Origin of the sequence: Brevundimonas sp. LjRoot202, from assembly GCF_964253355.1 — a bacterium.
Lineage (GTDB): Bacteria > Pseudomonadota > Alphaproteobacteria > Caulobacterales > Caulobacteraceae > Brevundimonas.
Window position 1 is genome coordinate 584136 of record NZ_CAXUQW020000001.1, and the last position, 25284, is coordinate 609419.

The 25284-nt window shown below is 68.9% G+C and carries 34 protein-coding genes; 16 read left to right on the forward strand and 18 right to left on the reverse strand.

Going from position 1 to position 25284, the window contains the following annotated elements:
- Window positions 1-88 precede the first annotated feature (88 nt).
- The gene (panC, locus tag ACSQ1L_RS03230) at window positions 89-937 is read left to right on the forward strand and encodes a pantoate--beta-alanine ligase (RefSeq protein ID WP_435991875.1); all 849 of its coding nucleotides are present in this window, start codon (window positions 89-91) and stop codon (window positions 935-937) included.
- A 116-nt stretch (window positions 938-1053) separates the two neighbouring features.
- On the opposite strand, the gene parC is transcribed toward panC, so the two are convergent.
- The 3 genes from parC to recO are packed head-to-tail and all read right to left on the reverse strand — an operon-like array spanning window position 1054 to window position 4374.
- Window positions 1054-3255 (reverse strand): DNA topoisomerase IV subunit A, encoded by a 2202-nt coding sequence (gene parC, locus ACSQ1L_RS03235; protein WP_435991877.1) that lies wholly within the window; start codon window positions 3253-3255, stop codon window positions 1054-1056.
- Between the two features lie 47 nt (window positions 3256-3302).
- Window positions 3303-3611: a hypothetical protein gene (locus ACSQ1L_RS03240; protein ID WP_435991879.1), complete on the reverse strand. Its 309-nt coding sequence runs from the start codon at window positions 3609-3611 to the stop codon at window positions 3303-3305.
- 31 nt (window positions 3612-3642) lie between these two features.
- A complete protein-coding gene (gene recO / locus ACSQ1L_RS03245) occupies window positions 3643-4374 on the reverse strand; it encodes a DNA repair protein RecO (protein WP_435991881.1) in 732 nt (243 codons plus the stop codon).
- Between the two features lie 141 nt (window positions 4375-4515).
- On the opposite strand from recO, the gene ACSQ1L_RS03250 reads away from it, so the two are divergent.
- The gene (locus ACSQ1L_RS03250) at window positions 4516-5415 is read left to right on the forward strand and encodes a hypothetical protein (RefSeq protein ID WP_435991882.1); all 900 of its coding nucleotides are present in this window, start codon (window positions 4516-4518) and stop codon (window positions 5413-5415) included.
- Between the two features lies 1 nt (window position 5416).
- On the opposite strand, the gene ACSQ1L_RS03255 is transcribed toward ACSQ1L_RS03250, so the two are convergent.
- Window positions 5417-5893 carry a nuclear transport factor 2 family protein gene (locus ACSQ1L_RS03255; protein ID WP_435991884.1) on the reverse strand — a complete coding sequence of 159 codons (477 nt, stop codon included), beginning with the start codon at window positions 5891-5893 and terminating at the stop codon, window positions 5417-5419.
- 47 nt (window positions 5894-5940) lie between these two features.
- Between ACSQ1L_RS03255 and ACSQ1L_RS03260 the strand changes: the two genes are divergently transcribed.
- The 11 genes from ACSQ1L_RS03260 (at window position 5941) to ACSQ1L_RS03310 (ending at window position 11804) form a co-directional block, all read left to right on the forward strand.
- The gene (locus ACSQ1L_RS03260) at window positions 5941-6336 is read left to right on the forward strand and encodes a VOC family protein (RefSeq protein WP_435991886.1); all 396 of its coding nucleotides are present in this window, start codon (window positions 5941-5943) and stop codon (window positions 6334-6336) included.
- A 110-nt stretch (window positions 6337-6446) separates the two neighbouring features.
- Complete coding sequence (locus tag ACSQ1L_RS03265) at window positions 6447-6794, forward strand: ArsR/SmtB family transcription factor (RefSeq protein ID WP_435991888.1); 348 nt, start codon at window positions 6447-6449, stop codon at window positions 6792-6794.
- Window positions 6778-7284: an SRPBCC family protein gene (locus tag ACSQ1L_RS03270; RefSeq protein WP_435991891.1), complete on the forward strand. Its 507-nt coding sequence runs from the start codon at window positions 6778-6780 to the stop codon at window positions 7282-7284. The genes ACSQ1L_RS03265 and ACSQ1L_RS03270 overlap by 17 nt, the downstream gene beginning before the upstream one ends.
- 41 nt (window positions 7285-7325) lie before the next feature.
- On the forward strand, window positions 7326-7805 hold the full coding sequence (locus tag ACSQ1L_RS03275; RefSeq protein ID WP_435991893.1) for an SRPBCC family protein: 480 nt from the start codon (window positions 7326-7328) through the stop codon (window positions 7803-7805).
- On the forward strand, window positions 7802-8164 hold the full coding sequence (locus tag ACSQ1L_RS03280) for a DoxX family protein (protein WP_435991895.1): 363 nt from the start codon (window positions 7802-7804) through the stop codon (window positions 8162-8164). Before ACSQ1L_RS03275 ends, ACSQ1L_RS03280 begins: the two co-directional genes overlap by 4 nt.
- Window positions 8165-8190: 26 nt before the next feature.
- Window positions 8191-8619, forward strand: coding sequence for a VOC family protein (locus ACSQ1L_RS03285; protein WP_435991897.1), 429 nt, complete (start codon window positions 8191-8193; stop codon window positions 8617-8619).
- Entirely contained in the window at window positions 8616-9023 is a 408-nt protein-coding gene (locus tag ACSQ1L_RS03290) for a DoxX family protein (protein ID WP_435991898.1), read from the forward strand. The genes ACSQ1L_RS03285 and ACSQ1L_RS03290 overlap by 4 nt, the downstream gene beginning before the upstream one ends.
- Entirely contained in the window at window positions 9020-9508 is a 489-nt protein-coding gene (locus ACSQ1L_RS03295) for an SRPBCC family protein (protein WP_435991900.1), read from the forward strand. Before ACSQ1L_RS03290 ends, ACSQ1L_RS03295 begins: the two co-directional genes overlap by 4 nt.
- Before the next feature lie 11 nt (window positions 9509-9519).
- Window positions 9520-10473 (forward strand): alpha/beta fold hydrolase, encoded by a 954-nt coding sequence (locus ACSQ1L_RS03300; RefSeq protein WP_435991902.1) that lies wholly within the window; start codon window positions 9520-9522, stop codon window positions 10471-10473.
- Between the two features lie 9 nt (window positions 10474-10482).
- On the forward strand, window positions 10483-11160 hold the full coding sequence (locus tag ACSQ1L_RS03305) for a dihydrofolate reductase family protein (RefSeq protein ID WP_435991904.1): 678 nt from the start codon (window positions 10483-10485) through the stop codon (window positions 11158-11160).
- Entirely contained in the window at window positions 11157-11804 is a 648-nt protein-coding gene (locus ACSQ1L_RS03310; RefSeq protein ID WP_435991906.1) for a glutathione S-transferase family protein, read from the forward strand. Before ACSQ1L_RS03305 ends, ACSQ1L_RS03310 begins: the two co-directional genes overlap by 4 nt.
- A gap of 40 nt (window positions 11805-11844) precedes the next feature.
- Here ACSQ1L_RS03310 and ACSQ1L_RS03315 read toward each other — a convergent pair whose 3' ends face one another.
- The 12 genes from ACSQ1L_RS03315 to folK form a co-directional block, all read right to left on the reverse strand.
- A complete protein-coding gene (locus ACSQ1L_RS03315) occupies window positions 11845-13071 on the reverse strand; it encodes a serine hydrolase domain-containing protein (protein ID WP_435991908.1) in 1227 nt (408 codons plus the stop codon).
- A gap of 4 nt (window positions 13072-13075) precedes the next feature.
- Window positions 13076-14011, reverse strand: coding sequence for a GTPase Era (gene era, locus ACSQ1L_RS03320; RefSeq protein ID WP_435991910.1), 936 nt, complete (start codon window positions 14009-14011; stop codon window positions 13076-13078).
- 20 nt (window positions 14012-14031) lie between these two features.
- Window positions 14032-14748 carry a ribonuclease III gene (rnc, locus tag ACSQ1L_RS03325; protein WP_435991912.1) on the reverse strand — a complete coding sequence of 239 codons (717 nt, stop codon included), beginning with the start codon at window positions 14746-14748 and terminating at the stop codon, window positions 14032-14034.
- Entirely contained in the window at window positions 14748-15701 is a 954-nt protein-coding gene (lepB, locus tag ACSQ1L_RS03330) for a signal peptidase I (protein WP_435992509.1), read from the reverse strand. The genes rnc and lepB overlap by 1 nt, the downstream gene beginning before the upstream one ends.
- A gap of 136 nt (window positions 15702-15837) precedes the next feature.
- Window positions 15838-16239 (reverse strand): holo-ACP synthase, encoded by a 402-nt coding sequence (gene acpS, locus ACSQ1L_RS03335; RefSeq protein WP_435991914.1) that lies wholly within the window; start codon window positions 16237-16239, stop codon window positions 15838-15840.
- Window positions 16236-16973 carry a pyridoxine 5'-phosphate synthase gene (locus tag ACSQ1L_RS03340; RefSeq protein WP_435991916.1) on the reverse strand — a complete coding sequence of 246 codons (738 nt, stop codon included), beginning with the start codon at window positions 16971-16973 and terminating at the stop codon, window positions 16236-16238. The genes acpS and ACSQ1L_RS03340 overlap by 4 nt, the downstream gene beginning before the upstream one ends.
- Window positions 16974-16983: 10 nt before the next feature.
- Window positions 16984-17568 (reverse strand): orotate phosphoribosyltransferase, encoded by a 585-nt coding sequence (pyrE, locus tag ACSQ1L_RS03345; protein ID WP_435991918.1) that lies wholly within the window; start codon window positions 17566-17568, stop codon window positions 16984-16986.
- Window positions 17565-18389 (reverse strand): TIGR00730 family Rossman fold protein, encoded by an 825-nt coding sequence (locus ACSQ1L_RS03350; RefSeq protein ID WP_435991920.1) that lies wholly within the window; start codon window positions 18387-18389, stop codon window positions 17565-17567. The genes pyrE and ACSQ1L_RS03350 overlap by 4 nt, the downstream gene beginning before the upstream one ends.
- 102 nt (window positions 18390-18491) lie before the next feature.
- On the reverse strand, window positions 18492-20648 hold the full coding sequence (locus ACSQ1L_RS03355; protein WP_435991922.1) for a RelA/SpoT family protein: 2157 nt from the start codon (window positions 20646-20648) through the stop codon (window positions 18492-18494).
- A gap of 137 nt (window positions 20649-20785) precedes the next feature.
- The gene (rpoZ, locus tag ACSQ1L_RS03360; RefSeq protein WP_435991924.1) at window positions 20786-21145 is read right to left on the reverse strand and encodes a DNA-directed RNA polymerase subunit omega; all 360 of its coding nucleotides are present in this window, start codon (window positions 21143-21145) and stop codon (window positions 20786-20788) included.
- Window positions 21146-21258: 113 nt separating this feature from the next.
- The gene (locus ACSQ1L_RS03365) at window positions 21259-21663 is read right to left on the reverse strand and encodes a hypothetical protein (RefSeq protein ID WP_435991926.1); all 405 of its coding nucleotides are present in this window, start codon (window positions 21661-21663) and stop codon (window positions 21259-21261) included.
- A 102-nt stretch (window positions 21664-21765) separates the two neighbouring features.
- Entirely contained in the window at window positions 21766-22326 is a 561-nt protein-coding gene (gene folK / locus ACSQ1L_RS03370; protein ID WP_435991928.1) for a 2-amino-4-hydroxy-6-hydroxymethyldihydropteridine diphosphokinase, read from the reverse strand.
- Here folK and ACSQ1L_RS03375 point away from each other — a divergent pair.
- The 3 genes from ACSQ1L_RS03375 (at window position 22325) to ACSQ1L_RS03385 (ending at window position 23870) form a co-directional block, all read left to right on the forward strand.
- Entirely contained in the window at window positions 22325-22894 is a 570-nt protein-coding gene (locus tag ACSQ1L_RS03375; protein WP_435991929.1) for an NYN domain-containing protein, read from the forward strand. The genes folK and ACSQ1L_RS03375 overlap by 2 nt on opposite strands.
- Complete coding sequence (locus ACSQ1L_RS03380; protein ID WP_435991931.1) at window positions 22891-23532, forward strand: uracil-DNA glycosylase; 642 nt, start codon at window positions 22891-22893, stop codon at window positions 23530-23532. Before ACSQ1L_RS03375 ends, ACSQ1L_RS03380 begins: the two co-directional genes overlap by 4 nt.
- Window positions 23533-23663: 131 nt before the next feature.
- The gene (locus tag ACSQ1L_RS03385) at window positions 23664-23870 is read left to right on the forward strand and encodes a hypothetical protein (protein ID WP_435991933.1); all 207 of its coding nucleotides are present in this window, start codon (window positions 23664-23666) and stop codon (window positions 23868-23870) included.
- Between the two features lie 7 nt (window positions 23871-23877).
- On the opposite strand, the gene smpB is transcribed toward ACSQ1L_RS03385, so the two are convergent.
- A complete protein-coding gene (gene smpB, locus ACSQ1L_RS03390) occupies window positions 23878-24348 on the reverse strand; it encodes an SsrA-binding protein SmpB (RefSeq protein ID WP_435991935.1) in 471 nt (156 codons plus the stop codon).
- Window positions 24348-25235 carry a 4-hydroxy-tetrahydrodipicolinate synthase gene (gene dapA, locus ACSQ1L_RS03395; protein ID WP_435991937.1) on the reverse strand — a complete coding sequence of 296 codons (888 nt, stop codon included), beginning with the start codon at window positions 25233-25235 and terminating at the stop codon, window positions 24348-24350. Before dapA ends, smpB begins: the two co-directional genes overlap by 1 nt.
- Window positions 25236-25284 lie beyond the last annotated feature (49 nt).

A 25284-nucleotide genomic window follows, 5' to 3' on the forward strand; every position in this document is an offset into this window, starting at 1 on the left:
CATACTGACGCGCCGGGCTTTGAAGCGCGGTTCACAAGCATGCTTAAGGCGAAAGGCCGTTTCGTTCACCATGGCCGATACTCCACTCATGGCCACTGTTCGCGCCGTCCCTGCCTTGCGCACCGTAATAAGCGCATGGAAGCGTCAGGGGTTCACTATCGGCTTCGTTCCGACCATGGGAGCGTTGCACGACGGTCACCTGGCCCTGGTGCGCGAGGCCGCCCGGCGGGCCGACCGCGTGGTCGCCAGCGTCTTCGTCAACCCGGCCCAGTTCGCGGCCCATGAGGACCTGGGCTCCTACCCCCGGAACGAGGCGCGCGACGCGGAACTGCTGGCCGGCGCGGGCTGCGCGCTGATGTATGCGCCCGCGGTCGAGGAGATGTATCCCGACGGCGCCACGACCACGATATCCGTCGGCGCCCCGGCCGAGGGACTGGAGGGAGCGTTCCGGCCGCAGATGTTCGGCGGGGTCGCTCTCGTCGTCGCCAAGCTGCTGAACCAGGTTCAGCCGGAGGTGGCCGTGTTCGGCGAGAAGGATTATCAACAGTTGATCGTCGTTCGACGAATGGTGCGCGATCTGGACATTCCGACCGAGATCGTCGGTTCGCCGACCATCCGCGACGACCACGGCCTCGCCCTGTCGTCGCGCAACGCCTACCTGTCAGAGGACCAGCTGGAGGTCGCCCGGCGGCTGAACGGCGTGCTCGCCGGAGCCGGCGTGGAAGCCGCGGCGGGCGGCTCCCTCCCCGGGATCGAGGCCGCAGCCCACGAGGCGCTGCTGCGGGCGGGCTTCAGCCATGTCGACTACGTCGCCGTCCGCCGGGCGGAGGACCTCGGCGCGTTCGAGGCCGGCGCCGTCGATGGACCGGCCCGCATCCTCGCCGCCGCCTGGCTGGGCAAGACCCGGCTGATCGACAATATGGCGATCCAGCCGTGAGGGCCGCTCCCGTTCGGGACAACCGGTCGGAGACGACAGTCCCGCCGGGGTGAACCGCCGGACCTACGGCCGTTTGGCCCGGCGCGCCGCCGGCCCCGAAAGCGCCGGTGACGCGATCAGCGGAACTTCCTCAGCCCCCGCGGCCCCTGCCGCCCCGCCCCGGCGCGTTTGCCGAGCCAGTCCTTCCAGTCGGGCCAGTTGCGGCGTCGGCCGCCGCCGTCGGTCCATTCCGGGCCGTGGGCGCTGTCGAAGGTCGTCACATCGGCCAGGCCGCCTTGCTTGTAAGACTGCAGCTTGACGCCCTTGCCGCGGCTCATCTCGGGCAGTTCGGCGATCGGGAAGATCAACGCCTTGATGTTTTCGCCCACGGTGGCGACGTAATCGCCGGTGACGCGCAGGGCCGCCGTCATCTCGCCGTTCAGCACCTGTTTGCCGCCGCGCTTCTGGGCCAGCAGATCGTCTTCGGGAGCGATGAAGCCGTAGCCGGCCTTCGAGGCCACCAGCAGCCTGGCCCCCGGCTGGTGGGCCAGCAGGTTGACGATGTCGGCCTTCTCGTCGAGATCGATCATCAGCCGCAACGGCTCGCCGTGGCCGCGGCCGGAGGCCAGCTTGTCGGCCCCGACGGTGAAGATGCGACCGTCCGAGGCGGCCACCAGCAACTTGTCGGTCGTATAACCGGGCACGAGGAAGGCCAGGCTGTCGCCCTCCTTGAACTTCAGCTCGGACGGGTCCTCGACCTTGCCCCTGGCCGCCCGGATCCAGCCGCGCTCGGACAGGATGACGGTGATCGCCTCGCGCGGGATGAAGGCTTCGATCGAGGCGATCGCCGAGGTGTCGACGGCCTCGGAAATGGTGGTGCGACGCGGCGACACCAGCGCCTTTCGGACGGCCTCGAGGTCCTTGCCGATCTGCTTCCACTGCCGGGCCGGCGACGATGACAACGCCTGCAGCGCCGCGAGTTCGTCGGACAGCGCCTTGTATTCGTTCTCGATCGTCATCTCCTCGATCCGCGCCAGCTGGCGCAGGCGGGTGTCGAGGATGAAGTCGGCCTGGAGTTCGGACAGGCCGAAGCGGGCGATCAGGACAGCCTTGGGCTGCTCCTCTTCGCGGACGATGCGGATGACCTCGTCGAGGTTGAGGAAGACGATCCGCAGGCCTTCGAGCAGGTGCAGCCGCTTCTCGACCCGTTCGATGCGCCATTGGGCGCGCCGGACCAGCACCTCGCGACGATGGTCGAGGAAGGCCTGCAGGCAGGCCTTCAGCCCCATGACCCGGGGGGTGCCGCTGGCGTCCAGCACATTCATGTTGATCGGGAAGCGAACCTCGAGGTCGGAGAGCTTGAACAGGCTCTCCATCAACACCTCGGGCTCGACGGTGCGCGACTTCGGCTCGAGCACCAGCCGGATGTCCTCGGCGGACTCGTCGCGCACGTCGGCCAGCAGCGGGGCCTTCTTGTTCTCGATCAGGTCGGCGAGGTCGGCGATCAGCTTCGACTTCTGCACCTGATACGGCATCTCGGTGACGACGATACGCCAGACGCCGCGGCCGAGGTCCTCGGTCTCCCAGCGCGCGCGCAGGCGCACCCCTCCCCGGCCGGTCTCATAGGCATCGAGGATGGAGGCGTGGCCCTCGACGGCGACGCCGCCGGTCGGGAAGTCCGGCCCCGGAACGATCTGGGCCAGCTCCTCCGTCGTCGCCTCGGGCCGCTCGAGCAGCAGGTGGCAGGCGTCAATCAGCTCGCCGACGTTGTGCGGCGGGATCGAGGTGGCCATGCCGACGGCGATGCCGGACGAGCCGTTGGCCAGCAGGTTGGGGAAGCCGGCGGGCAGGACGACCGGCTCCTCGTCCTGATCGTCGTAGGTGGGGCGGAAGTCGACGGCGTGCTGGTCGATGCCGTCCATCAACAGGACGGCGGCGGGCGTCAGCTTGCACTCGGTGTAGCGCATGGCCGCCGCGCTATCGCCGTCGATGTTGCCGAAATTGCCCTGGCCGTCGACCAGCGGATAGCGCTGCGAAAAGTCCTGCGCCAGCCGCACGAGGGCGTCATAGATCGAGGCGTCGCCGTGCGGGTGGTAGCCGCCCATGACCTCGCCGACGACCTTGGCGCATTTGCGCGCCGCCGCCTGCGGGTTCAGCCGCATCTGGTGCATGGCGTACATGATGCGCCGGTGCACCGGCTTGAAGCCGTCGCGCACGTCCGGCAGGGCCCGGTTGGTGATGGTCGACAGGGCGTAGGCGAGATAGCGGCGCGACAGCGCCTCGCTCATCGGCTCGTCTACGATGCGTCCGCCTTCCGGCGGCGGGGTGTGAACGGTCATGGGTATCCGAATCGGCGGTCTGAGCCGGTCAGTCTAGCCCCGTCTCTTCAGAACAGGGGCCGGCCGCGCGTCAATCTGTGGGCAACCGCGGCGCCGACCACAAGGCCGGCAATGCCGCCGACCGCGGCCGCGGCCAACGCCCAAAGACCCGCCGTGAGGCCCTGACCGTCCCCGCCGTCGGGATACGGATAGAGGAGCCACGCTCCGACCAGTCCGGCCGCTCCGAAGACGACGGCCAAGGCGATCGAGCAGGTCACCAGGCTCGCCAGATACGCCGCGATGACGCGCGTGGACCTGAACAGGGCCAGGACGCCGCACATACCAAGGAGACCCGCCGGGATGAACGAGAAGATCATTCGCGGGACCTCGCACAGACCAGCGTCGCCATCAAAGCCGCCCCGCCTCGGCCAGCTTGTCGATCATCCACACCCGCGCGGGCGGGATCGGCCGGTTCTGGGGGTGGAAGACGAACTGTTCGAGGAAATGGCCGGTCAGGACCAGCCCCGCGCCGACGTCCCCCTGCCCCAGCCCCGCCTGGGCGCCGAGCATGAAGGCCGGCAGGTTCAGGAGCTTGTCGGCATAGGGCGCGCCCGCTTCGCGGCTGACGGCGCGGCCCGTGCGGGGACTGACCCAGATCAGGTCGTCCATGGTCCCGGTGACGGCGCAGCGCGACAGATCGAGGCCGAAGCCGAGATCCTCCAGCAGGCCCGCCTCGAAGCGCACGAAGATGGCCGGCCAGACCTCCGGCAGGGCGAAGGCGCTCATCAGGGCCTCGAAGGCGAGGAAGGCGCCCGGGTGCGGCTCCCGCTCGGGCAGCGCCCCCTGCGCCACCGAAGCGGCGGCGGCGAGGCCGGTCAGGGCCAGCAGGTCGTCGAACAGGGCGCTGGGCCCCTCCCCCACCGGCTCCAGCCTCGCCGAACCCAGATGGTCCGAGGTGCGGGCGCGGTAGTCGGCGACGACCCGCGCCCCCGGCTGCAGGAAGGGCTTCATCTTGCGAGAGGCTCCGCCGGCGACATAGGCGGCGCGGCGGCCGTGCTCCGCCGTCAGCAACTCGACCACCACGCCCGTGTCGCCATGGGCGCGGGCGGAGAGGACGAAGGCGTCGTCGGTGAAATCCATCGTCTCCGTTAGCCCGGGCGGCGGAAGTTGGCCATACGTTCCGGCGGATCGGTCCTCGCCCAGCTCCGTGGACGCTTGCGCCGCCTTCAACCCGCACGCTAGCGTCGGTCAAGCTTCACTTTTAGCGCCGGGGGGCGTCCAGTGTCCGATTTTCCCATCTCCAGCACGCGTCCCCGCCGGGCGGTTCGACCAACGTGGGCGGGGCTGACAGTCGCCGTCATCGCTGTCGTCATCTGGGCGGCCGTCGCCACGATCCAGCGGATGATGAAGCCCCCGGAGCGTGAGGTCGAAAACCTCTCCTTTCTGATCGGCCAGGACATCGGCGGTGCGATCGGCGTGGGTCTGATGATCGGCGGGGTCGTCTCTCTGGTCCTGTACTTCACCTATGTGCAGCATCGGGCGCCCGAGCGGGGAGCGAAGCATTTCCTGATCCTGTGGGGGACGGCCTCAGCAATCGGCTTGCTGCCGATTTTGCTGGGCTTGGCCGCACAGGCGGCGAACCCAAGCCGCGGCCAGGATGCCGCGATCATGGCGGAACACGAGGCCCGCTCTGCCGCCATTCCGGACCGTCTCGACCTGTACAGGCGTGTTGCTGAGGCGCAGGCGAAACTGACTCCCGAGGCCGTGGCGGCCCCGGGCGGCGTGGAAGGCGCTCGACGAGCGGTGGCCGAACTGAAGACTCTTGAGAACACCGCCCAAGAGGAACTGAAGGTCGTCATGGACGACACCGAGGCGAAGCTGCTGGCCCTGCGGCTCACCGATCGCCAGCGTGACACGATGCAGCGCGAATTGGCAGATGAACAGGCGAGAGCGGGACGCACGCGGATCCTCTCCCGGCGGGCTGTCGAGCTTCAGGGGCTGCAGATTGAGGTGCTGGCCAGACAGCCGCGCGCTTGGCAACCCCAAGGTGACTCCATCGCGTTCGCCCGCCAACAGGACCTCGAGGACTTCAACGTTCTTGCTGAAGAGCTGACGGCCATCGGAACGGAAATGGAGTCCCTGCGGACCAGATCGGAGCCGACGGAGACGAAGCGGCCGTGACCTACTCCGCTCCCCGGATGACCTCCACGACGGCCCGCGCCTTGTCGTTGGGGACGGCGAAGCTGAGGACGTACTGCTCGATCTTCCAGCCGTCATCGGTCAGGCGCAGGACGCCCGAGCCGCGGGTCTCGCCGTAGCTGTCGTTGACCAGCTTCTCCTCGAACCAGGCGATGCAGCGGCAGTCGATCGGGGCGAGGGTGATGGTCCGCGCGACGGCTGGATAGGACCAGCCGTTCCCGCGCGCGAAATGGGGCCCGGCGTAGGCGCGGAACTGTTCGAGCGTCCAGTGTTCCGAGGCGTCGGTGCCGACGAAGCGGGCGTCGGGAGCGAAGAGCGCGAAATAGGCCTCGCCATCGGCGGCCGCGGAGGCGGCGTTGAGCCGGTCTAGTACGGCGGCGACCTCGGCGACGGCGGGGTCCGGCGGCGGAATCCGGACCGGCTGAATGAGCAGGACGAGGGCGGCGAGTGGCGCGATCATGGCCGTCACCCTATCCTCTGGCGTCTGATCGCCAAGGAGAAACGACCATGCTGACCATCGCGGGCATCGACCATGTGGTGCTGAGGGTCCGGGATGCGGAGGCCGCGATCGCCTTCTACAGCGGCGTGCTGGGCTGCCCGGTCGAGCGGCGGAACGACGCCATCGGCCTGATCCATCTGCGCGCGGGCGACAGTCTGATCGATCTCTTGCCGCTTGATGGCAGGCTGGGCGCCGCCGGCGGCGCCGGTCCGGGCGTCGAGGGGCGCAATGTCGACCACGTCTGCCTGCGGCTCAAGGATTACGATCCCGAGACTGTCATGGCGCACCTGGCGACGCACGGGGTGGTCTTCGAGGCGCCGGCGAACCGCTACGGGGCCGGCGGCGAGGCGGCGTCGATCTATCTGCGCGACCCGGACGGAAACGGGCTGGAACTGCGCGGCTGAACGGCGGCGACGGCTCGCGGCGCAGGCCCGGCGTTTTTATTTAACCGGACGGTTGACAACCGCGCGGGTCTGGCGCATTTAACCTGTCAGTTACACACAAAGCGTGCCCCATGCAGACCGACCCCCTCTCCGCCAAGTTCGCCGCCCTCGCCGACCCGACCCGTCGGGCCATCCTGGCGCGGCTGACCGAGGGCGAGGCCAGCGTCAACGATCTGGCCGAGCCCTTCGACATGAGCCTGCCGGCCGTGTCGAAACACCTGAAGGTGCTGGAGAAGGCCGGGCTGATCAGCCGGGGCCGCGAGGCCCAATGGCGCCCCGCCCGGCTCGAGCCGATGGCCCTGAAGGGCGTCGCCGACTGGCTGGAGCACTACCGCCGCTACTGGGACGCCAGCTTCGATCGGCTGGATGCCTACCTGAAGAAGATTCAAAAAGGAGACGACCGTGGCCCAAGAAACTGAGACCAACCCCTGCGAAACCGACGGCGTGGCCCACCAGCACGCCCTGGTCCTGCGCCGCGTCATCGACGCCACGCCCGAGCAGATCTGGAAGGCCTGGATGACGCCGGAACTGCTGCAGCAGTGGTTTGCGCCGAAGCCCTGGACCATCTCGGACGTGCAGGTCGATCCGCGGCCCGGCGGGGTGTTCAACTTCGTCATGCACGGGCCGGACGGCGAGCGCTTCCCCAACAGCGGCGTCTTCCTGGCCGTCGAGCCGAACCGCCGCTGGATCACGACCGACGCCCTCACCCCCGACTGGGAGCCGGCCGGCCAGCCGTTCATGGTGGCCACGGTCGAGCTGACCCCGCGCGAGGACGGCAAGACCGACTACGTCGCCACGGCGCGCCACTGGAACGCCGAGACGATGAAGCAGCACGAGGCCATGGGCTTCCATGAAGGCTGGGGCCAATGCGCCGACCAGCTGGCCGAACTGCTGAAGAAGCCCAACTGACCCTCCCCGGCCGTCGACCGGACCCCTGAAGAGCTCGCCCCATGACCCTCGTCGAAGCCATCGCGACCCGCCCCACCCTGCAGATGCAGCGCCATTTCGATGCGCCGCGGGCGCTGGTGTGGCGGGCGTGGACGAACCCCGAGGTCATGGTGCTGTGGCTGGGTCCGGTCGAGTGGCCGGCGGTCAGCGCCAGCCAGGACCTGAGGGTCGGGGGCGAATGGCGGGCCTGCCTGCGCTCGCCCGACACCGGCCAGGACCTGTGGCAGGGCGGGATCTACCGCGAAATCGTTCCGAACGAGCGGCTGGTCTTCACCTTCAAATGGGACGAGTCGCACGAGGACGGCCCTCCCGTCGAAACCGTCGTCACGGTTCAGCTCGGCGATGCCCCCGACGGCGGCACCCTGATGGACTTCACCCACGAAGGCCTGAAGTCGGAGCAGAGCCTGGTCGGCCACAGGTATGGCTGGACCAGCACCTTCGAACGGCTGGAGGCCTTCCTCGCCAAGGATCGGGAGCCATGAAAACCTCGCCCTTCGTGTGGTCCGGGCGCCTGCTGAGCGGCCTGGTCGTGAGCTTCGTGGCGGCCGATGCCCTGCTCAAGCTGACGGGTCGTCCCGACCTGCTGCGGGCCGGGATCGAGGTCGCCGCGCCGCCGGCTCTGCTGGGCGCCGCCCTGCTGATCGCGGCCATCCTTTACGCCGTGCCCCGCACGGCCCTGCTGGGCGCGGTGCTGCTGACGGCGGCCCTTGCCCTGTCGAGCGCGGGCCAGACCGATCCGTCCCGCCTGCTGTTCGGAGCCTATGTGGCGCTGTTGCTGTGGGCGGGGCTTTTCCTGCGCAAGCCGGGACTGGGACAGCCGGTCCTGCGCGTCATCCGATAACCCGTTCAAGAAGAGGAGCGACGACCATGAAGATCGTGACCAGCCTCAGCTTCCGCGGCCAGTGCCGCGAGGCCTTCGAATTCTACGCCAAGGTCCTCGGCGGCGAGATCACCGCCGCCATGCCCTACAGCGAGGGCCCGCCCGACATGCCGGTCGGCGAGCAGTACAAGGACTGGCTGATGCACTGCTGGCTGCAGGTCGGCGACCAGGCGATCATGGGCTCCGACATGGACGTCGAGTGGGCCCCGAACATCGACAAGCCGAAGAACGGCTTCGACGTCACCCTGCACACCAGCGACGCCGCCGAGGGCAAGCGCTGGTTCGACGCCCTGGCCGAGGGCGGCAAGGTCGGCATGGCCTTCGCCGAGACCTTCTGGTCGCCGGGCTTCGGCTCCCTGACCGACAAGTTCGGCGTGCCCTGGATGGTCAACGTCAATCCGGACCTGCCGAAATGAAGGCCCCTCCGACCGTGTGGACAGGCCGGGTTCTGACCGGCCTGTTCGCCCTCTTCATGCTGGGCGCCTCGGCGCTGCCGAAGCTCGCCGGGATGCCGGTGGCCGAAGAGATCATGGCCCAGTTGGGCTGGCCGGCCGGCTACGCCTTCGCCATCGGCGTCGTCGAGCTGACCCTGGTGGTCCTGTACCTGATCCCGCGGACCAGCGTGCTGGGGGCGGTGCTGCTCATGGGCCTGTTCGGCGGGGCCATGGCCACCCAGATCCGCGCCGGCAGCCCGCTGCTCAGCCACCAGCTGTTCTCCATCTACCTCGGCCTGTTCATGTGGGGCGGACTGTGGCTGCGCGACCCGGCCCTGCGCGCCGTCTTCCCGTTCCGGCGCGGTCCGGCGGAGGCGGTCTCGTGACCGTGGCCGCCGCCATTCCGGAGCAGCTGAGGCGGCTCAGCATCGTCCGCACCTTCGACGCCCCGCGCGCCCTGGTCTGGAAAATGTGGACCGATCCGGCCCATGTCGCGGCCTGGTGGGGTCCGGAGCATTTCACCACGCCGGTGGTGCGGATGGACGTCCGTCCCGACGGGGCGATCCACATGGTCATGCGCGGCCCGGACGGGGCCGACTTCCCCTTCGACGGCCGCTTCGTGGCGGTGGAGGAGCCGGACCGTCTGGTGATGCGCACCTGGGTCCGTCGCGAGGACGGGTCGACCTGGTTCGAGGTCGAGCAGAGTTTCCGCTTCGAAGAGATCGACGGCCGGACCCGGCTCTCTCTCGACGCGGTGGTGATCGAGGCGGGCGAGGACGCGCTGGGCCCGCTCAGCGGCATGAAGGCCGGTTGGACCGGAAGTCTCGACAAGCTGGAACGCCACGTCGCGGCGTCGACCGCGCAAGCCTGAAGGAGCGAGTGATGAAACTGTCCCTGTTGACCGCCGCCGCCGCCCTGGCGCTGGCGACCGCCCTGCCCGCCTCGGCCCAGACGCCCGCGGTCACCGCGTCCGCGAGCGCGCAGACCGTCCAGCCGCGCGCGGACTCAGCCGCCGTCGAGGGCGGCGAGGTCCGCTACTTCGTCCACGGCGACCTGACCTCCGGCAAGAGACCGCTGCTGGTGCTGCACGGCGCCTTCATGTCGTCGGACGCGATGAAGCCCTTCACCGACCTGATCACGGATCGGCCGTTAATCGTCCTCGACCAGCGCGGCCACGGCCGCACCGGCGACCTGCCCGGACCGATCAGCTATGAAGCGCTGGCCGACGACGCCGCCGCGGTGCTGGCCGACGCGGGCGTGTCGAAGGCCGATGTGGTCGGCTATTCGATGGGGGCCGGCGCGGCCCTGCAGCTGGCGCTGCGCCACCCGGAGACCGTCGATCACCTGGTCATCGCCTCGGTCGCCTTCAACGAGGCCGGCAACCTGCCGGGCTTCATCCAGATGATGGACAGCATCACGCCCGAGATCTTCGCCGGCACGCCGATGGAGGCGGAGTTCAAACGGCTGGCGCCCAACCCCGAGGCCTTCGCCTCCGTGGTCGAGAAGATCAAGGTCATGGACCAGGGCCAGGACTGGCCGGCGGAGGACATCCGCGCCCTGACCTCGCCGACCTTCATCATCGTCGGCGACCACGACATCGTCCGGCCCGAGCACGCCGTCGAGCTGTACCGGCTGCGCGGCGGCGGGGACACGGCGCGGGCGTCGCAGCCGTTCCTGACCGAGGCCCCGCCGGCGCGGCTGGCCATCCTGCCGGGCGCTTCGCACATCGACGTCTTCGGCGACCCGGCCCTGCTGGCGGCGATGATCCTGCCGTTCGTCGACGACCGGACCCGCCCCCGGCCGCCGGGTCTCTTCGAAGACGTCCCGGGCGAGTGAGGGCAAGCCATGCGCAAGATCAGAACCGCAACCTTCGTCTCGCTGGACGGCGTCATGCAGGCGCCCGGCGGGCCCACGGAGGATCCGCGCGGCGGGTTCAAGTTCGGCGGCTGGGTCTTCCCGTTCTTTGACGAGAAGCTCGGCAGCCTGATGGACCGCGCCATGGGCGAGGACTACGACCTGCTGCTGGGCCGCTGCACCTACGAGATCTTCGCCGCCTACTGGCCTTACCAGGACGATGAGATAGGTCGCACCTTCAACGCCGTGAACAAATATGTCGCCGCCGGACCGGACACGCCGCTGGACTGGGCCCACAGCCATCGGCTGGAAGGCGACCTGGCCGAGGCCGTGCGGGCGCTGAAAGGGACCGAGGGGCGCGATCTGCTGATCCAGGGATCCAGCGAGGTGATCCACGCCCTGCTGGCCGCCGACCTGATCGACCAGTTGACCCTCCTGACCTTCCCCATCGTACTGGGCCGCGGCAAGCGGCTGTTCGACGAGAAGTCGCGCCCGCACGCCTGGACGCCGGTGAGCAGCGAGACAACCAACACCGGCGTCATCGTCGGAACATACCGCCGCGCCGGCGAGGTCCCCACCGGCTCGTTCGGCGATGACAACCCCAGTGCGGCCGAGCTCGAGCGGCGGGCGCGCTGGGCCGCGACAACCGGGACGCAGGCCGGTAGATGACGATCACGATCACGGCGTTTGAACGATCGCCCGACGGCGGCAAGGGACTCGCGCGAGACACGCGCGTTCGCTGGGCGCTCGAAGAAGTGGGTCAGCCTTACCAGGTTCGTCTTGTGTCCTTCGCAGGGATGAAGGCGCCCGACCATCTGGCGATCCATCCCTTCGGCCAGATCCCTACCTACGAGGACGGGTCTCTCTCGCTGTTCGAGACCGGCTCGATCGTCCTTCATCTTGCCGAGCAGCATGGGGGCCTGCTGCCGGAGGATCGCGATGCCCGCGCCCGCGCCATCACCTGGATGTTCGCGGCGCTCAATACCGTCGAGCCGCCAATCCTCGAATTGGTGACGGCGAAAATATTCGAGGGCGGCAAGCCCTGGAGCGAGGAGCGCCTGCCGTTGGTGATGGACCGTGTTCGCGCCCGGCTGGACAGACTCTCGGCTCGCCTGGGCGCCGCCGACTGGCTCGACGGGGCGTTCAGCGCGGGCGATCTATTGATGGTGTCGGTGCTGCTGCGACTGAGGATGTCAGGCATTCTGGACGAATATGAAAACCTGGCCGCCTACGTCGCACGGGGGGAGGCCCGGCCCGCCTATGTCCGCGCTTTCGCCGCCCAGTTCGCGATCAACGCGCCATCGACCGACTGAAGCCTCAGCCCATCAAACCGGGGGGACAACCGGTTCGGGATCAGCGCGCCATCGCGACCGGGAAGGGCCGGCCCAGCGCCTCGGCCATGCCTTGCTGGGACAGCAGGAAGACGGCCTCCCGCTGGTGAAAATTGTTGGACAGCACGATCACCGTCACGTCCTCGTCGGGCTGGTGGGTGACCAGGTTGCGGAAGCCGGACCAGCTGCCCGTGTGGTAGATCTGGCGGTCCGGAAAGGCCGGGCGGACCCGGGTCCCGAGGCTGTTGGAATACAGGCCGTAGCCCCAGTCGCGGCGCGGCCGACCGCGTTCGTCGGGCGTGTCGGCCGGCGCGTGATCGGCGACCATTCGGGCATAGCTTTCCGGGCTCAGCAGCTTGCCGCCGTGCAGCGCCTGCTGCCAGACCAGCAGATCGTCCAGGGTCGAGTACAGCGCCCCGGCGCCGAAGATGATGCTGACGTTGTGATCCGGCTGCGGTGTGGGCGGCCCGCCCAGATTGGCGTAACCCATGACCACGCCCGACATATCGTCCTCGAAGCCCGTGTCGGCCATGCCTAACGGCACGAAGAAGGCGTCGCGCAGATAGTCCTGCAGCGGCAGGCCCGTGGCCTTCTGGACCACGTAGCCGAGCAGGTTGTAGCCGGCGTTGTCGTAGCGGACCTTCGTGCCCGGCGGGAACTGCAGGCCGTACTTCGCTGAGTCCGCGGTCAGTTCCTCTGGCGTCGCGGGGGTCACGCGGCGGACGCCCCAGCCCGGCCGGGCCATCAGGTCCGGAACCCCCGAGGTATGCGACAGCAGGTGGTGCAGCCGCACCGGCGCCCAGGCGGCCGGGCACGGATCGATCCAGCGGCACAGCGGGTCGTCGACCGACAGCACGCCCTCGTCCTGCAGCCGAAGGATGGCCGCGGCGGTGAACTGCTTGCTGACCGAGGCGAGGCGGAACCGGGAATCCAGCGCCAGCGGCGTCCCCAGGCTGCGATCGGCGTAGCCGTAGACCTGGCGGAACAGCACCTGGTCGCCTTTGGCCACCAGCACCCCGCCGGTGAAGCCGCCGGTCTCGCCCCAGCGCTCGAGCCGTGCGGTCAGTTGCGGCAGGTCCTGGACCACCACGAGCGGCGGCCGGAGCGGCCGGGGTTCGGGCGCCGAGACGGCCGGCGCCGGCCGCACCGTCATCCAGGCGATCAGGGCCGCGGCGAGGATGAACAGCAGGCTGAGGAACGCCGTCGCCAGTCGGGGATGGCCGCCGGCATGTCGGGGGACGTGAAACACCGGCCTAGACGTCGTAATCCAGCCCGAACTGGGCGTAGAGGGCGCGGCTGTCCTGCCACTTCGGGTCGACCTTGACCGTCAGGAACAGGTGCACCGGGCGGTCGAGCAGTTCGGTGAGCTCCTCGCGCGACTTCTGGCCGATCCATTTCAGGGTCTGGCCGCCCTTGCCCAGCACGATGGGCCGCTGGCTTTCGCGCTCGACATAGATGGTCTGCTCGATGCGAGCCGAGCCGTCGGCCTTGTCCTCGAACGAGGTGGTTTCGACCGCGGCCGAATAGGGCAGCTCCTCGTGAACGCGCAGATAGACCTTCTCGCGGGTGATCTCGGCGGCCAGCACCCGCATCGGCACGTCTGCGGACTGGTCTTCCGGATACAGCCACGGCCCCTCGGGCATGGCCCGGGCGAGACGCGCCTTCAGGTCGTCGACGCCGTCGCCGCTGAGCGCCGAGATCATGTAGACCTCGGAATAGACGCCGGTCTCGAACAGCCGCTGGGACAGGGCCAGAAGGGTGTCGCGGCGCATGCCGTCGATCTTGTTCAGGGCCAGGATGACCTGTTTGCCGGCGGCCTTGAGCGCGGCGATGATGGTCTCGGTGTCCTCGGCCGAGCGCCGGTCGGCGGCCTGGCCCTCCTTGCCCTCAGCCGCGATGTGAGAGGCCGCGTCGATCAGGTGCACCACTACGTCGGCGTCATCCGCTCCGCCCCAGGCCGAGGCGACCATGGCCCGGTCCAGTCGGCGGCGCGGCGTGAAGATGCCGGGGGTGTCGACCAGAATGATCTGGGCGTCGCCCTCCATGGCGATGCCGCGCACGGGAAAGCGGGTGGTCTGGACCTTCTGGGTGACGATCGAGACCTTGGTTCCGGTCAGGCGGTTGACCAGCGTCGACTTGCCGGCGTTGGGGGCGCCGATGATGGCGGCGAAGCCGGCTCGCTGGTTCACGCCGGACTCTTGGGGATCGGTCAAATCACGCCTTCACGCTGCAGCAGGCCGATCGCGGCCGCTTTCTCCGCGTCCTGACGCGAACGGCCCTGCGCGGTCAAGGGCGCATATCCCGCTACGCTTGCCTCAACGGTGAATGTCGGGGCGTGGTCGGAGCCGGTTCGCTCGACGATGCGATAGGTCGGCAGCGGCTTGCCCTGCCCCAGCGCCCATTCCTGCAGCGCCGATTTTGGATTGGTCAGCGACTTGCGCGGCGGCGCCGCCAGCTCCGCCGCCCAGATGCGTTCGAACACGGCGCGGGCGGCGTCCATGCCGCCGTCCAGCCAGACCGCGGCGAGGATGGCCTCCATGGCGTCGCCGAGCGCGCCTTCGCGGCGGCGGCCGCCCTGCTTGGCCTCGCCCGGCGACAGCCGCATGGCGTCGCCGACGCCCAGGGCTTCGGCGGCGCGGGCGCAGGTGGCCTTGTCGACCAGGGCGTGCAGGCGGGACGACATCTCGCCCTCGTCGGCCGTCGGCAGGTCGCGCATCAGCCGCTCGGCGACCAGCAGGCCCAGCACCCGGTCGCCTAGGAACTCCATCCGCTGGTTGTCGAGGAACGGACGGCCGCGGGCGTCGCGTTCGGCCCCCTCCCCCACGCTGGCGTGGGTCAGGGCCTGATCGAGCAGGGACGGGTCGCGAAAATCGTGGCCGAGTTTGCTCGCCAGCGCCGCGACCGCCTCGGCCCGCCGGTCCGCCATCAGTTCAGGACGGTGAAGAACCGGCTCGGACGAACCTTCGAGAACCAGCTGACCGGATTCCACAGCGAGGCGCCGGGCGACCACGAGAACAGGATGATCTCGGCCTTGCCGATCAGGTTCTCGGCCGGCACCAGGCCGACGCCGTTCATCTCGTCGAACCGGCTGTCGACCGAGTTGTCGCGGTTGTCGCCCATCATGAAGTAGTGCCCCTCCGGCACCTCGAAGACCTGGGTGTCGTCGGCGTCATAGCCGGGCCCGAAGTCCTGGACGGTGAAGGTGCGGCCCTCGGGCAGCGTCTCGCGCGCCTTGATGACGTTCATGCCGTACATGTTGGTCGCGTCCTGCTCGCTCAGGACCACGTCGCGCACCGGCTGGCCGTTGATGTGCAGGACGTTGTTGATCATCTGCACCCGGTCGCCGGGCAGGCCGATCAGGCGCTTGACGTAGTCCGTCTTGTCGTCGCGCGGCAGCTTGAACACCACGATGTCGCCGCGTTCCGGCTCTTGGGCGAAGATGCGGCCCTCGAACAGCGGGGGGCTGAACGGGATGGCGTGCTTGGAATAGCCGTAGCTCCACTTCGACACGACGATGTAGTCGCCCTCGTAGAGATTGGGCTCCATCGACGCCGACGGGATGGTGAAGGGCTGGAACAGCAGGACGCGCAGAACGAAGGCGATCAGCAGGGCGAAGAAGACCGTCTTGATGATCTCGACGGTCTCGTTGCCGCCGCCGGACCTGGTCTTCTTGCCCTTCTTGTTCGGGGCGTAGACGGGCGTGGGTTCGACGTCCTCGAACGGGGCGTCGCCAGAGTCGCTCCAGACCGGCTGCTTCGACGACGCGGCGGCGGTCGTCACCTGATCGTCGGCATGGGCGTCGTGGGCGGAAGGGCCGTCGTCGGCCTCGACAACCGGATCGACGTCATGGCCATGATCGTCAGGCTCATGCGCGTCCACCGGGTGCGCCGGCTCATCGTGGCCATGGCTGGCGTCGTGCGCGTGGTCGTCGTGCGGCTTGTTCTCGTCGCTCATGGTGACCCTATCCCCCAGCCGCTGTCCGCGGTCTTTCAGCGGCAGAACCGGTATAACGTGATTAAGCCATCGGCAAGGCTTCGATCACCACGAAGGCGAGTGCGTACGGATGCTCGTCGCTCAGCGTCAGGTGTATCCGGGGCGTGCAGCCGGGCGGCGTCAGCCGGGCCAGGTGGTCGGCGGCATGGCCGGTCAGGTGCAGGGTCGGCTGGCCAGACGGCAGGTTCGTCACTCCCATGTCGCGCCAGTAGACGTCCCTGCGCATGCCGGTGCCCAGCGCCTTGGCGCAGGCCTCCTTGGCCGCGAACCGCTTGGCGTAGCTCCACGCCGGGTCGGGCTTGCGGTCCGATCGCGCGCGCTCGAGGTCGGTGAAGCACCGCGCCCTGAACCGGTCGCCGAAGCGGTCCAGCGACGTCTGGATCCGCCGGATGTCGCACAGATCCGCGCCGACGCCGATGATCACGACGCGGCATCCATGGCGGCCCGCATCCGGTGAATGGCCATGGTCAGGCCGACGAACACCGCCTCGCCGATCAGGAAGTGGCCGATGTTGAGCTCGCGCACCTCGGGGATGGCCAGCATGTCGGCCGCCGTGCCGTAGTCCAGTCCGTGGCCGGCGTGAACCTCGAGGCCGAGGTCGGCGGCGCGGCCGGCGGCGGTCTGCAGCCGGGCGAACTCGACCGCCCGCGCATCCCCGGACAGATGGCAGTAGCGGCCGGTGTGGAACTCCACGACCTGGGCGCCGACCGCGTGGGCGGCCTCGACCTGCTGCAGCGCCGGCTCGATGAACAGGGACACGCGTACGCCGGCGTCGGACAGCGCCTTCGCCACCGGGGCGATGCGCGCTTCATGGCCGGCGACGGCGAGGCCGCCCTCGGTCGTCACCTCGTCGCGCCGCTCGGGCACCAGGCAGGCCGCGTGCGGGCGGTGGCGCAGGGCGATGGTCAGCATCTCGTCGGTGACCGCCATCTCGAGGTTGAGCGGTCGTCCGGCGACGGCGCAGAGTTCGCTCAGCGCCTCGATGTCGGTGTCGGTGATGTGGCGCCGGTCCTCGCGCAGGTGGGCGGTGATGCCGTCGGCGCCGGCGGCCAGCGCCTCGCGGGCGGCCCGGACGGGGTCGGGATGCGAGCCGCCGCGGGCGTTCCGCACCGTCGCCACATGGTCGATGTTGACCCCCAGACGCACCGGCGAGACCATGACCGTTCTCCTATTTCGCCAGCCGCCGGCTGCCCGGATCCTCGACCGGCAGGGCGGCCAGTTCGGGCGGCAGGGCGTCGGCGGTGTATGCGGGCACGTCCAGCGTCGCCAGCGCCACCAGCGGCACGCCGACGTCGGCACGGCCCCCCGAACGGTCGACGATGCAGGCCGCCGCCACCACCTCGCCCCCGGCCGCCTGGATGGCCGCGATGCATTCGCGCGAACTCAGGCCCGTGGTGACGATGTCCTCGACCATGACCACCTTCTGGCCGGGTTCGACATGGAAGCCGCGACGCAGTTTGAACGCGCCGCCCTCGCGCTCGACGTACATCGAGGGCACGCCCAGCCATCGGGCAGTCTCGTAGCCGGGAATGATGCCGCCGACAGCGGGCGAGATGGCCACGTCGACCGGGCCGACGGCGGCGGTGATCTTGTCCGCCAGCGCCTTGCACAGCCGGGCGCACCGCCCCGCGTCCATGAACACCAGGTTCTTCTGCAGGAAGACCGGGCTGTGCAGGCCGGAGGACAATACGAAATGGCCTTCGCGCAGGGCGCCGGCGTCGCGGAATTCGTCGAGAACATCTTCTGAGGTCATAGGTCCCGCTTAGCCGCCAGCTTGGTGTGGGACAATGCCGGCTTCTCGATGCTCTCGCCCGGCTTGAGCCCGCCGGCGAGCAGCGCAGCCCACACGCCCTCGGCGTCGTCGGCGAAGGCGAACAGCTCCATGTCCGACGCCTTGACCATGCCGTGCTCGATCAACGCCTCGAAATGGAGGACCGAGCGCCAATACGCCTCGTCGAACAGGACGATAGGGATCGCCGGCGCCTTGCCGGTTTGGCGAAGGGTCAGGATTTCAAACAGTTCGTCCAATGTCCCGAACCCGCCCGGGAAGACCACCAGGGCGTTGGCGCGCATGGCGAGGTGCATCTTGCGCATGGCGAAATAGTGGAACTGGAAGGTCAGCTCCGGCGTCGACCACGGATTGGGAAACTGCTCGTGCGGCAGGGTGACGTTGAAGCCGATCGAGGGCGCGCCGGCCTCGAAGGCCCCCTGGTTGGCGGCCTGCATGATGCCGGGGCCGCCGCCGGTGGCGATGACGTTGTCGCGCGGCTGGCCGACCTCTCCGCGAATCGCCCCGCCCCGCTCGGACGCCAGCTTGCCGAATTTGCGCGCCTCCTCGTACCAGTACGAATGCCGGCCGGCCCCGTCCGCACCGACCCGCGCGCTGCCGAACACCACCAGGGTCGAGCGCACGCCCCAGGCCCGCAGTCCGCTCTCGGTCTTCTCATACTCCAGCAGGAAGCGGACGCCCCGCATCTGGTCGCTGAGCAGGAAGTCCTGATCCATGGCGGCGATGCGATAGGAGGGCGACGCCAGCTGCGCCGCATTGGCCCGTTCCTGTTCTTCCGGAGTCATCTCGAACCTTGAAGCGCCGCGAGATCAGCCGCGGGTGATGTTGAACCTTGCATCCGAACGCGCGAACCGGCCCCGGGCGTCAGCCTGAAACCGCGCCGGCGCTCAGCCCCGCGCCCGCTCGACCGTGTCGACCGACGGATTGGTGCGCAGCGCCGCCATGATGGCGGTGGCGTGCTTGGCGTCCTCGACCTCCATGTCGATGTCGACGTCGAAGAAGTCCTGCTGCCGGTGGCTCATGACCAGGTTGAGGATGTTGCCGCCGGCCTCGCCGATGATCGTCGCCACCTGGCCGAGCACGCCCGGCGCGTTCTTGATGGTGGCGCGGATGCGGGCCGAGGCGACCGCCCCCTGCTCGGCCTGCGGCGTCCACTGCAGGTCCTGCCAGACCGAGTCGTCGTCGGCGAACTCCTCCAGCCGCTGGCAGTCGATGGTGTGCACCGTCAGCCCGGCCTCAGGCTCGAGAATGCCGACGATGCGGTCGCCCGGCACCGGCGAGCAGCAGCGGCCGAAATGGACGCTGACCCCCGGCGTCAGCCCGCCGCCGCGCACGAACAGCCGGCCCTGGTCGCCGCCGATGCGCTTTCGGTCCGGACCGGCCTTGAGCCGCCCCTTCAGGGCGGGGAACAGGATTTCGGCGATCTTCGCCGCCGACTGCCGGCCGCGCCCGACGGCCTCGTACAGCTCGTCGTCGTTCGGGAAGCCCAGTTGCTCCAGCGCCGGGCGCAGCGTGACCTCGGCCTCGGCCTTGCCGGCCCGCGACAAGGTCTGCTCCAGCGTCGCCCGGCCCAGCTTCTGGAACTCGCCGCGCTCGGAGGTGCGGATGTGGCGTCGGATGGCCGAGCGGGCCCGGCCGGTCACCGTCAGCGAGCGCCAGTCGACCGGAATCTCGCGCTTGGCCCCGCGGATGATCTCGACCACGTCGCCGTTCTGGAGCTGGGTCCGCATCGGCTTGAGCTCGCCGTTGATCTTGGCCCCGACCGCCGTATCGCCGACCTCGGTGTGGACCGCGTAGGCGAAGTCCAGCGGCATCCCGCCGCGCGGCAGGGTGATCAGCGCCCCCTTGGGCGTGAACACGAAAACCTGGTCGAGATACATTTCGAGCTTGGCGTGCTCGACCCAGTCCTCGCCGCCCTCGCCGTGCTCGATGACCTGTACGAGATGACGCAGGTTTTGCAGCGGGTCGCGGCCGCCGTCCTTCTCCATGGCCTCCTTGTCGAAGCCGTAGGACTGATTCTTGTAGGCCCAGTGCGCCGCCACCCCGTCCTCGGCCACGCGATCCATGGCGTCGGTGCGGATCTGCATCTCGATGCGCAGGCCGGACGGGCCGACCACGGTCGTGTGCAGCGAACGGTAATTGTTCGACTTGGGCGTCGAGATGAAGTCCTTGAACCGCTCCGGCACCATCGGCCAGGCGCGGTGGATCACGCCCAGCGCCCGGTAGCAGTCGTCCTCGGCCTCGACGATGACCCGGAAGCCGTAGATGTCCGACAGCGACGAGAAGCCGACCGACTTGCGCTGCAGCTTGCGCCAGATCGAATAGGGCGTCTTCTGCCGGCCGAAGACGCGGGCGTGCACCCCCGCCTCCTCGAGCACCCGCTCGACCTCGCGCGAAACGCCGTCGATGGCCCGGCCGTGCTCCAACTTCAGCGCCTCGAGACGGCGCTCGATGGCGGTGCGGGCGGTCGGGTTCAGGTGCTCGAAGGCCAGCTCTTCCAGCTCGGAGGCGATCGAGTGGATGCCGATCGAGCGGCCCAGCGGCGCGTAGACCTCCAGCGTCTCGCGGCTGATCCGTTCGCGTTTCTCCGGCTTGACGTATTTGAGCGTCCGCATGTTGTGCAGACGGTCCGCCAGCTTGACCAGCAGGACGCGCACGTCCTTGGAGATGGCGAGGATGAATTTGCGCAGGTTCTCGGCCTGGCGGGTGTGCTCGGCCTGCAGCTCCAGCCGGGACAGCTTGGTGACCCCTTCGACGAGCGAGGCGATCTCCTCGCCGAACATGCCGGCGATGTCGTCGCGGGTGGCCGAGGTGTCCTCGACCACGTCGTGCAGCAGGGCGGTGACGATGGTGGCCGTGTCGAGCCGGTAGTCGGTCAGGATGCCGGCGACCTGGATCGGATGGGCGAAATAGGGATCGCCCGAGGCCCGCAGCTGCGAGCCGTGCATCTTCATCGCATAGACATAGGCGCGATTGAGCAGGGCCTCGTCGGCGGTCGGGTCATACGCCTTGACCGCCTCGACCAACTCGAATTGCCGCAGCACCCGGGCCTTGACGGGCTCGGGGGCTTCGACCGGAGGACGATCGCCCTCCGGGTCATTGAGATTGGCAGCTTTCAGAGGCGGCGCGGGCTGCGAGGTCCGCGCCGGCAGGATGGTGATACCGTTGGCTGGTTCAGCCGTCAGTATCGTTCCTCCTGTCCACCGTCGCGGTCGCTCTGCAGCGCGCGGATCAGCTCGGCTTCCGCCATGTTCATGTGCTGCGGTTCGGCCAGCAGGGCGACGACCTCGGCCTCGTCCTCGGCTTCGGTGCGCTCATCGACCCGTTGCAGGGTGACGATGATGTTCTCCTGCAGCTCGTCGGGGCTGACGGTGTCGTCCGCCAGTTCGCGCAGGGCCACGACCGGGTTCTTGTCGTTGTCGCGATCGATCGTCAGCGCCGCGCCGTTGGCGATGGAGCGGGCGCGGTGGCCAGCCAGCAGAACCAGACCGAAACGGTTCGGCACCTTCTCGATGCAGTCTTCGACAGTGACGCGGGCCATGAAATTCCTCGAGCGCGGGGGAGAACCGCACAAAATATAGGGTTGGACGCGATTGTGCAACGCCGCATGGGCGGGAATGAGGCGCAGAACGGCGCGGGCCGAAGCCCGTGCTGTCAGTTCGCCGGCGCCGAAGCGTCGGCCGGGGCCGTCTCCACGGCAGCCGCCGCGGCGGTATCGGTCGCCGTGGGCATCATCATAACGACAGCCAGGGCGATGGCCAACACCGGGGCGACATAGGCCCAGTAGCGGGTCGGAATGAAAAACAGCGAGCCCGCCGTGCGCCGCACCACGACCCGCTGGCCGGTGGCCTCGTCGATAAAGGCCCGCCCCTCGCCGCCCTCGACCTTTCGGGCGAACAGGAAGGAGCTGAGGCCGGCCACCAGGCCGCCGACGAGGATCGTCACCGCGATGTTCACATCGGGATCCGTGGAGACAAGGCCTGCGACCGGAAGACCGATCAGACAGCCGACGAGAAAGAAGATGGCGACGAGAAAGCCCCAGCCGGACCAGATGATCATTGGATATCCCCCACAAGCGTCTCTGTGACGCTCCCTGAGCTCAGAAATACCTGCGTCCGATCTGATGGCAACTCACCGAACCTGACAGGCGAACGAGGCGGGTCAGGCTTGCGGATGCGCGTCCGCGCCGATCAGGGCCCGGCGCGCGAGGTCCGCCGCGGCGCCGCCACCGGTCGGGTCCGTCCAGCCCGGTGCGATCTCGGCCAGCGGCCCCATCACAAACTTCCGCCCGGCCGCCCTCGGATGCGGCAGGATCAGGCCGTCGAGGTCGCCACTGAGCCGGCCGTAGGCGATCAGATCCAGATCCAGGGTGCGCGGCGCGTTCGCCGCGCCCCGCCGACGGCCGAACGCCTCCTCGATGCGCCCGAGCGCGGCCATCAACTCATGCGGCCCAAGGGCGGTGCGGACGATGACCACCCCGTTCAGGAACGGCGGATCGCCGGGATCGGGCCAGGCGGCCGAGCGCCACCACGACGAACGGGCCACCACATCGACGCCTTCGGCCCGGAACCGCGCCAGGGCCGCCTCCAGCGCCTCGCGGCAATCCCGCCACGCCCCCTTGTCATTGCAACCCAGCGCGACGATGACGGCGTCGTCCAGATCGACGGCGCCGTCTATTTCGACGGCGACCGGGACGTCCATATTCTCGGAGCCGCTTTCCATGACGCCTTGTCCAACCGAGCGCATCGCCCTGTTTATCGACGGGGCCAACCTGTATTCCGCCGCCAAGGCGCTGAACGCCGACCTCGATTTCAGCCGGCTGCTGGAGATGTATCGCGCGAAAGGCGTTCTGGTTCGCGCCTATTATTACACCGCCGTGATCGAGGGTGAGGAATTCTCGCCGATCAAGCCGCTGATCGACTGGCTCGACTACAACGGCTTCACCGTGGTGACCAAGCCAGCCAGGCGCTTCACCGACGCGCAGGGCCAGTCCCGGATCAAGGGCAACATGGATATCGAGATCGCGGTCGACATGCTGGAGCTCGCCCCGCGCGTCGATCACATGGTGCTGTTCAGCGGCGACGGCGACTTCCGCCGACTGGTCGAGGCGGTGCAGGCGCGCGGCGTGAGGGTCACCGTCGTCTCGACGATGAAGAGCCAGCCGCCCCAGATCGCCGACGAACTGAGGCGGCAGGCCGACGCCTTCGTCGAGCTGGAAGCCCTCTTGCCCGAAATAGGCCGGCCGCGCGCGACGACCGCCGCGCCGAACAGCCGGGTGTTCGAGCAATGAGCGGCTGGCCGCCCGAGGCGCCCCGCGACTGCCCGCTCTGTCCCCGGCTGGTCGAGTACCGCCTCGAGAACGTCCGGCGGAACCCCGACTGGCACAACGGCGCCGTCCGGTCCTTCGGCGATCCGGAGGCCCGGCTGCTGATCGCGGGTCTCGCGCCGGGCCGAACCGGGGCCAACCGCACCGGCCGTCCCTTCACCGGAGACCACGCCGGCTGGCTGCTCTACGAGACGTTGCAGAAGGCCGGCTTCGCGCGCGGTCGCTACGACCCCAACGGCGACGACGACCTCGAGCTCATCGACTGCATGATCACCAATGCGGTTCGCTGCGCCCCGCCCGGCAACAAACCCCTGCCGCTCGAGGAGGCCACCTGCCGGCCGTTCCTGCAATCGCGACTGGCCGCCCTGCCCCGGCTCAAGGTGATCCTCACACTCGGCGACGTGTCGCGCCGTAACGTGCTGAGGGCGCTGGGCAAGCCGGCGAGCGCCATGCCGGCGGGTCATGGGGCGCAGGCCGAGGTCGGACCCTATGTGCTGCTCAACAGCTATCACTGCTCCCGCCTCAACACGAACACCGGCCGCCTGACGGCGGAGATGTTCGAAGCCGTCTTCCAGCGCGCGCGGACGCTCCTCGAAACGTGATCGAACATCGGTCGCCCGGGAGGCGACTGTGGTTCCCCCGACACGCGAATCGACGATCTTCGGGTGTAGCCTCCATCCTCAGGAACAGCGTCGTCGGGCCCGCGTTGATCGAGCGGGATTGGGAGGTTGTCATGCGTACGAGCGAACGGGGGCCGTTCACCCCGGAGGAACGGAAGGCCGCGGTTCTGGCGCTGCTGATCGCGATCGGGATCGCGCTGCTCGCCACGATGGTCCAGCAATCGATCGGACCGTCGCTGGGGCCATGGAGCGCGGACCAGGCGGCGGCCTCGATGCCGGACGTTCTCGACGCCCAGCCGGTGGCGGCCTCAGCCTTCTAGAACGGCGTCAGCCCCGCTCCTTCATCAACCGGGCCTTGTCGCGCTGCCAGTCGCGCTGAGCCGTGGCCTCGCGCTTGTCGTGCAGCTTCTTCCCCTTGGCCAGGGCGATCTCGAGCTTCGCCTTGCCCGCCTCGTTCAGGTACAGCTTGACCGGGATGATGGTCTGACCGTCGCGCTGGACGGCGCCGATCATCTTGTCGATCTGCTTGCGGTGCAGCAGCAGCTTCCGTGGCCGGCGCGGCTCGTGGTTGAAGCGGTTGGCCTGTTTGTAGGGCGGGATGTCGGCGTTGATCAGCACGATCTCGCGCCCCTCCACCGCCGCATAGCTCTCGGCGATGTTGGCCCGACCGTCGCGCAGCGCCTTGATCTCGGTGCCCAGCAGCTGGATCCCGGCCTCGGTGTAGTCCTCGAGGAAGTAGTCGAACTTCGCCCGTCGGTTCTCGGCGATGATTTTGGTCTTCGGCTTTTCGCTGGCCATCAGCCGAGCCCGGCCTCGGCCATGGCCCGGTCGATCGCCGGCTTGACGGCGTCGGCGGTCGGGGCCAGCGGCAGGCGCACCTCCTCGGTGCACAGGCCGAGGCGCGACAGGGCGTATTTCGCCGGCGACGGCGAGTTGTCGAGGAACAGGCCCTTGTGCAGACCGATCAGCCGGTCCTGCCAGTCGCGCGCCGCGGCGTAGTCGCCGCGGGCCGCGGCTTCGTGCAGCGCCACCATGGCTTCCGGCGCGACGTTGGAGGTCACCGAGATCACCCCGACGCCGCCGTGGGCGTGGTAGCCGAGGTAGCTTGGATCGTCGCCCGAGATCAGGTCGAACTGCCGGTCGAGGATATTGGCCCTCATCCAGCTGACCCGGGCCAGGTCGCCCGTGGCGTCCTTGATGCCGACGATGTTCGGATGCGACGCCAGGCGCGCCACCGTCTCGTTGGCCAGGTCGACTCCGGTGCGGCCCGGCACGTTGTAGAGCAGCACCGGCAACTGGACGGCCTCGGCGATGGCTTCGAAATGCGCCGCCATCCCGGCCTGCGACGGCCGGTTGTAATAGGGCGTCACGACCAGCGCCCCGTCGGCGCCGACGGTCTTGGCGTGGCGGACCAGTTCGATGGCCTTGTCGGTGGCGGACGAACCCGCCCCGGCGATCACCCGGACCCGTCCCGCCGCGACCTCGACGCACAGCTCGACCACCCGCTTGTGCTCTTCGGGATGCAGGGAAGCGCTCTCGCCCGTGGTGCCCATCGGGACGACGCCGTGAACCCCGGCCGCGATCTGGCGTTCCAGCAGCGTCCTGAAGGCGGCTTCGTCCACCTTTCCGTCACGAAGTGGTGTGATCAGGGCGGTGATCACGCCCTTGAACAAAGGGGCGGTCATTGAAACGATGGTCCTGCGTGGGAAAGGGGCGACGACGCCCCGAAGCGAA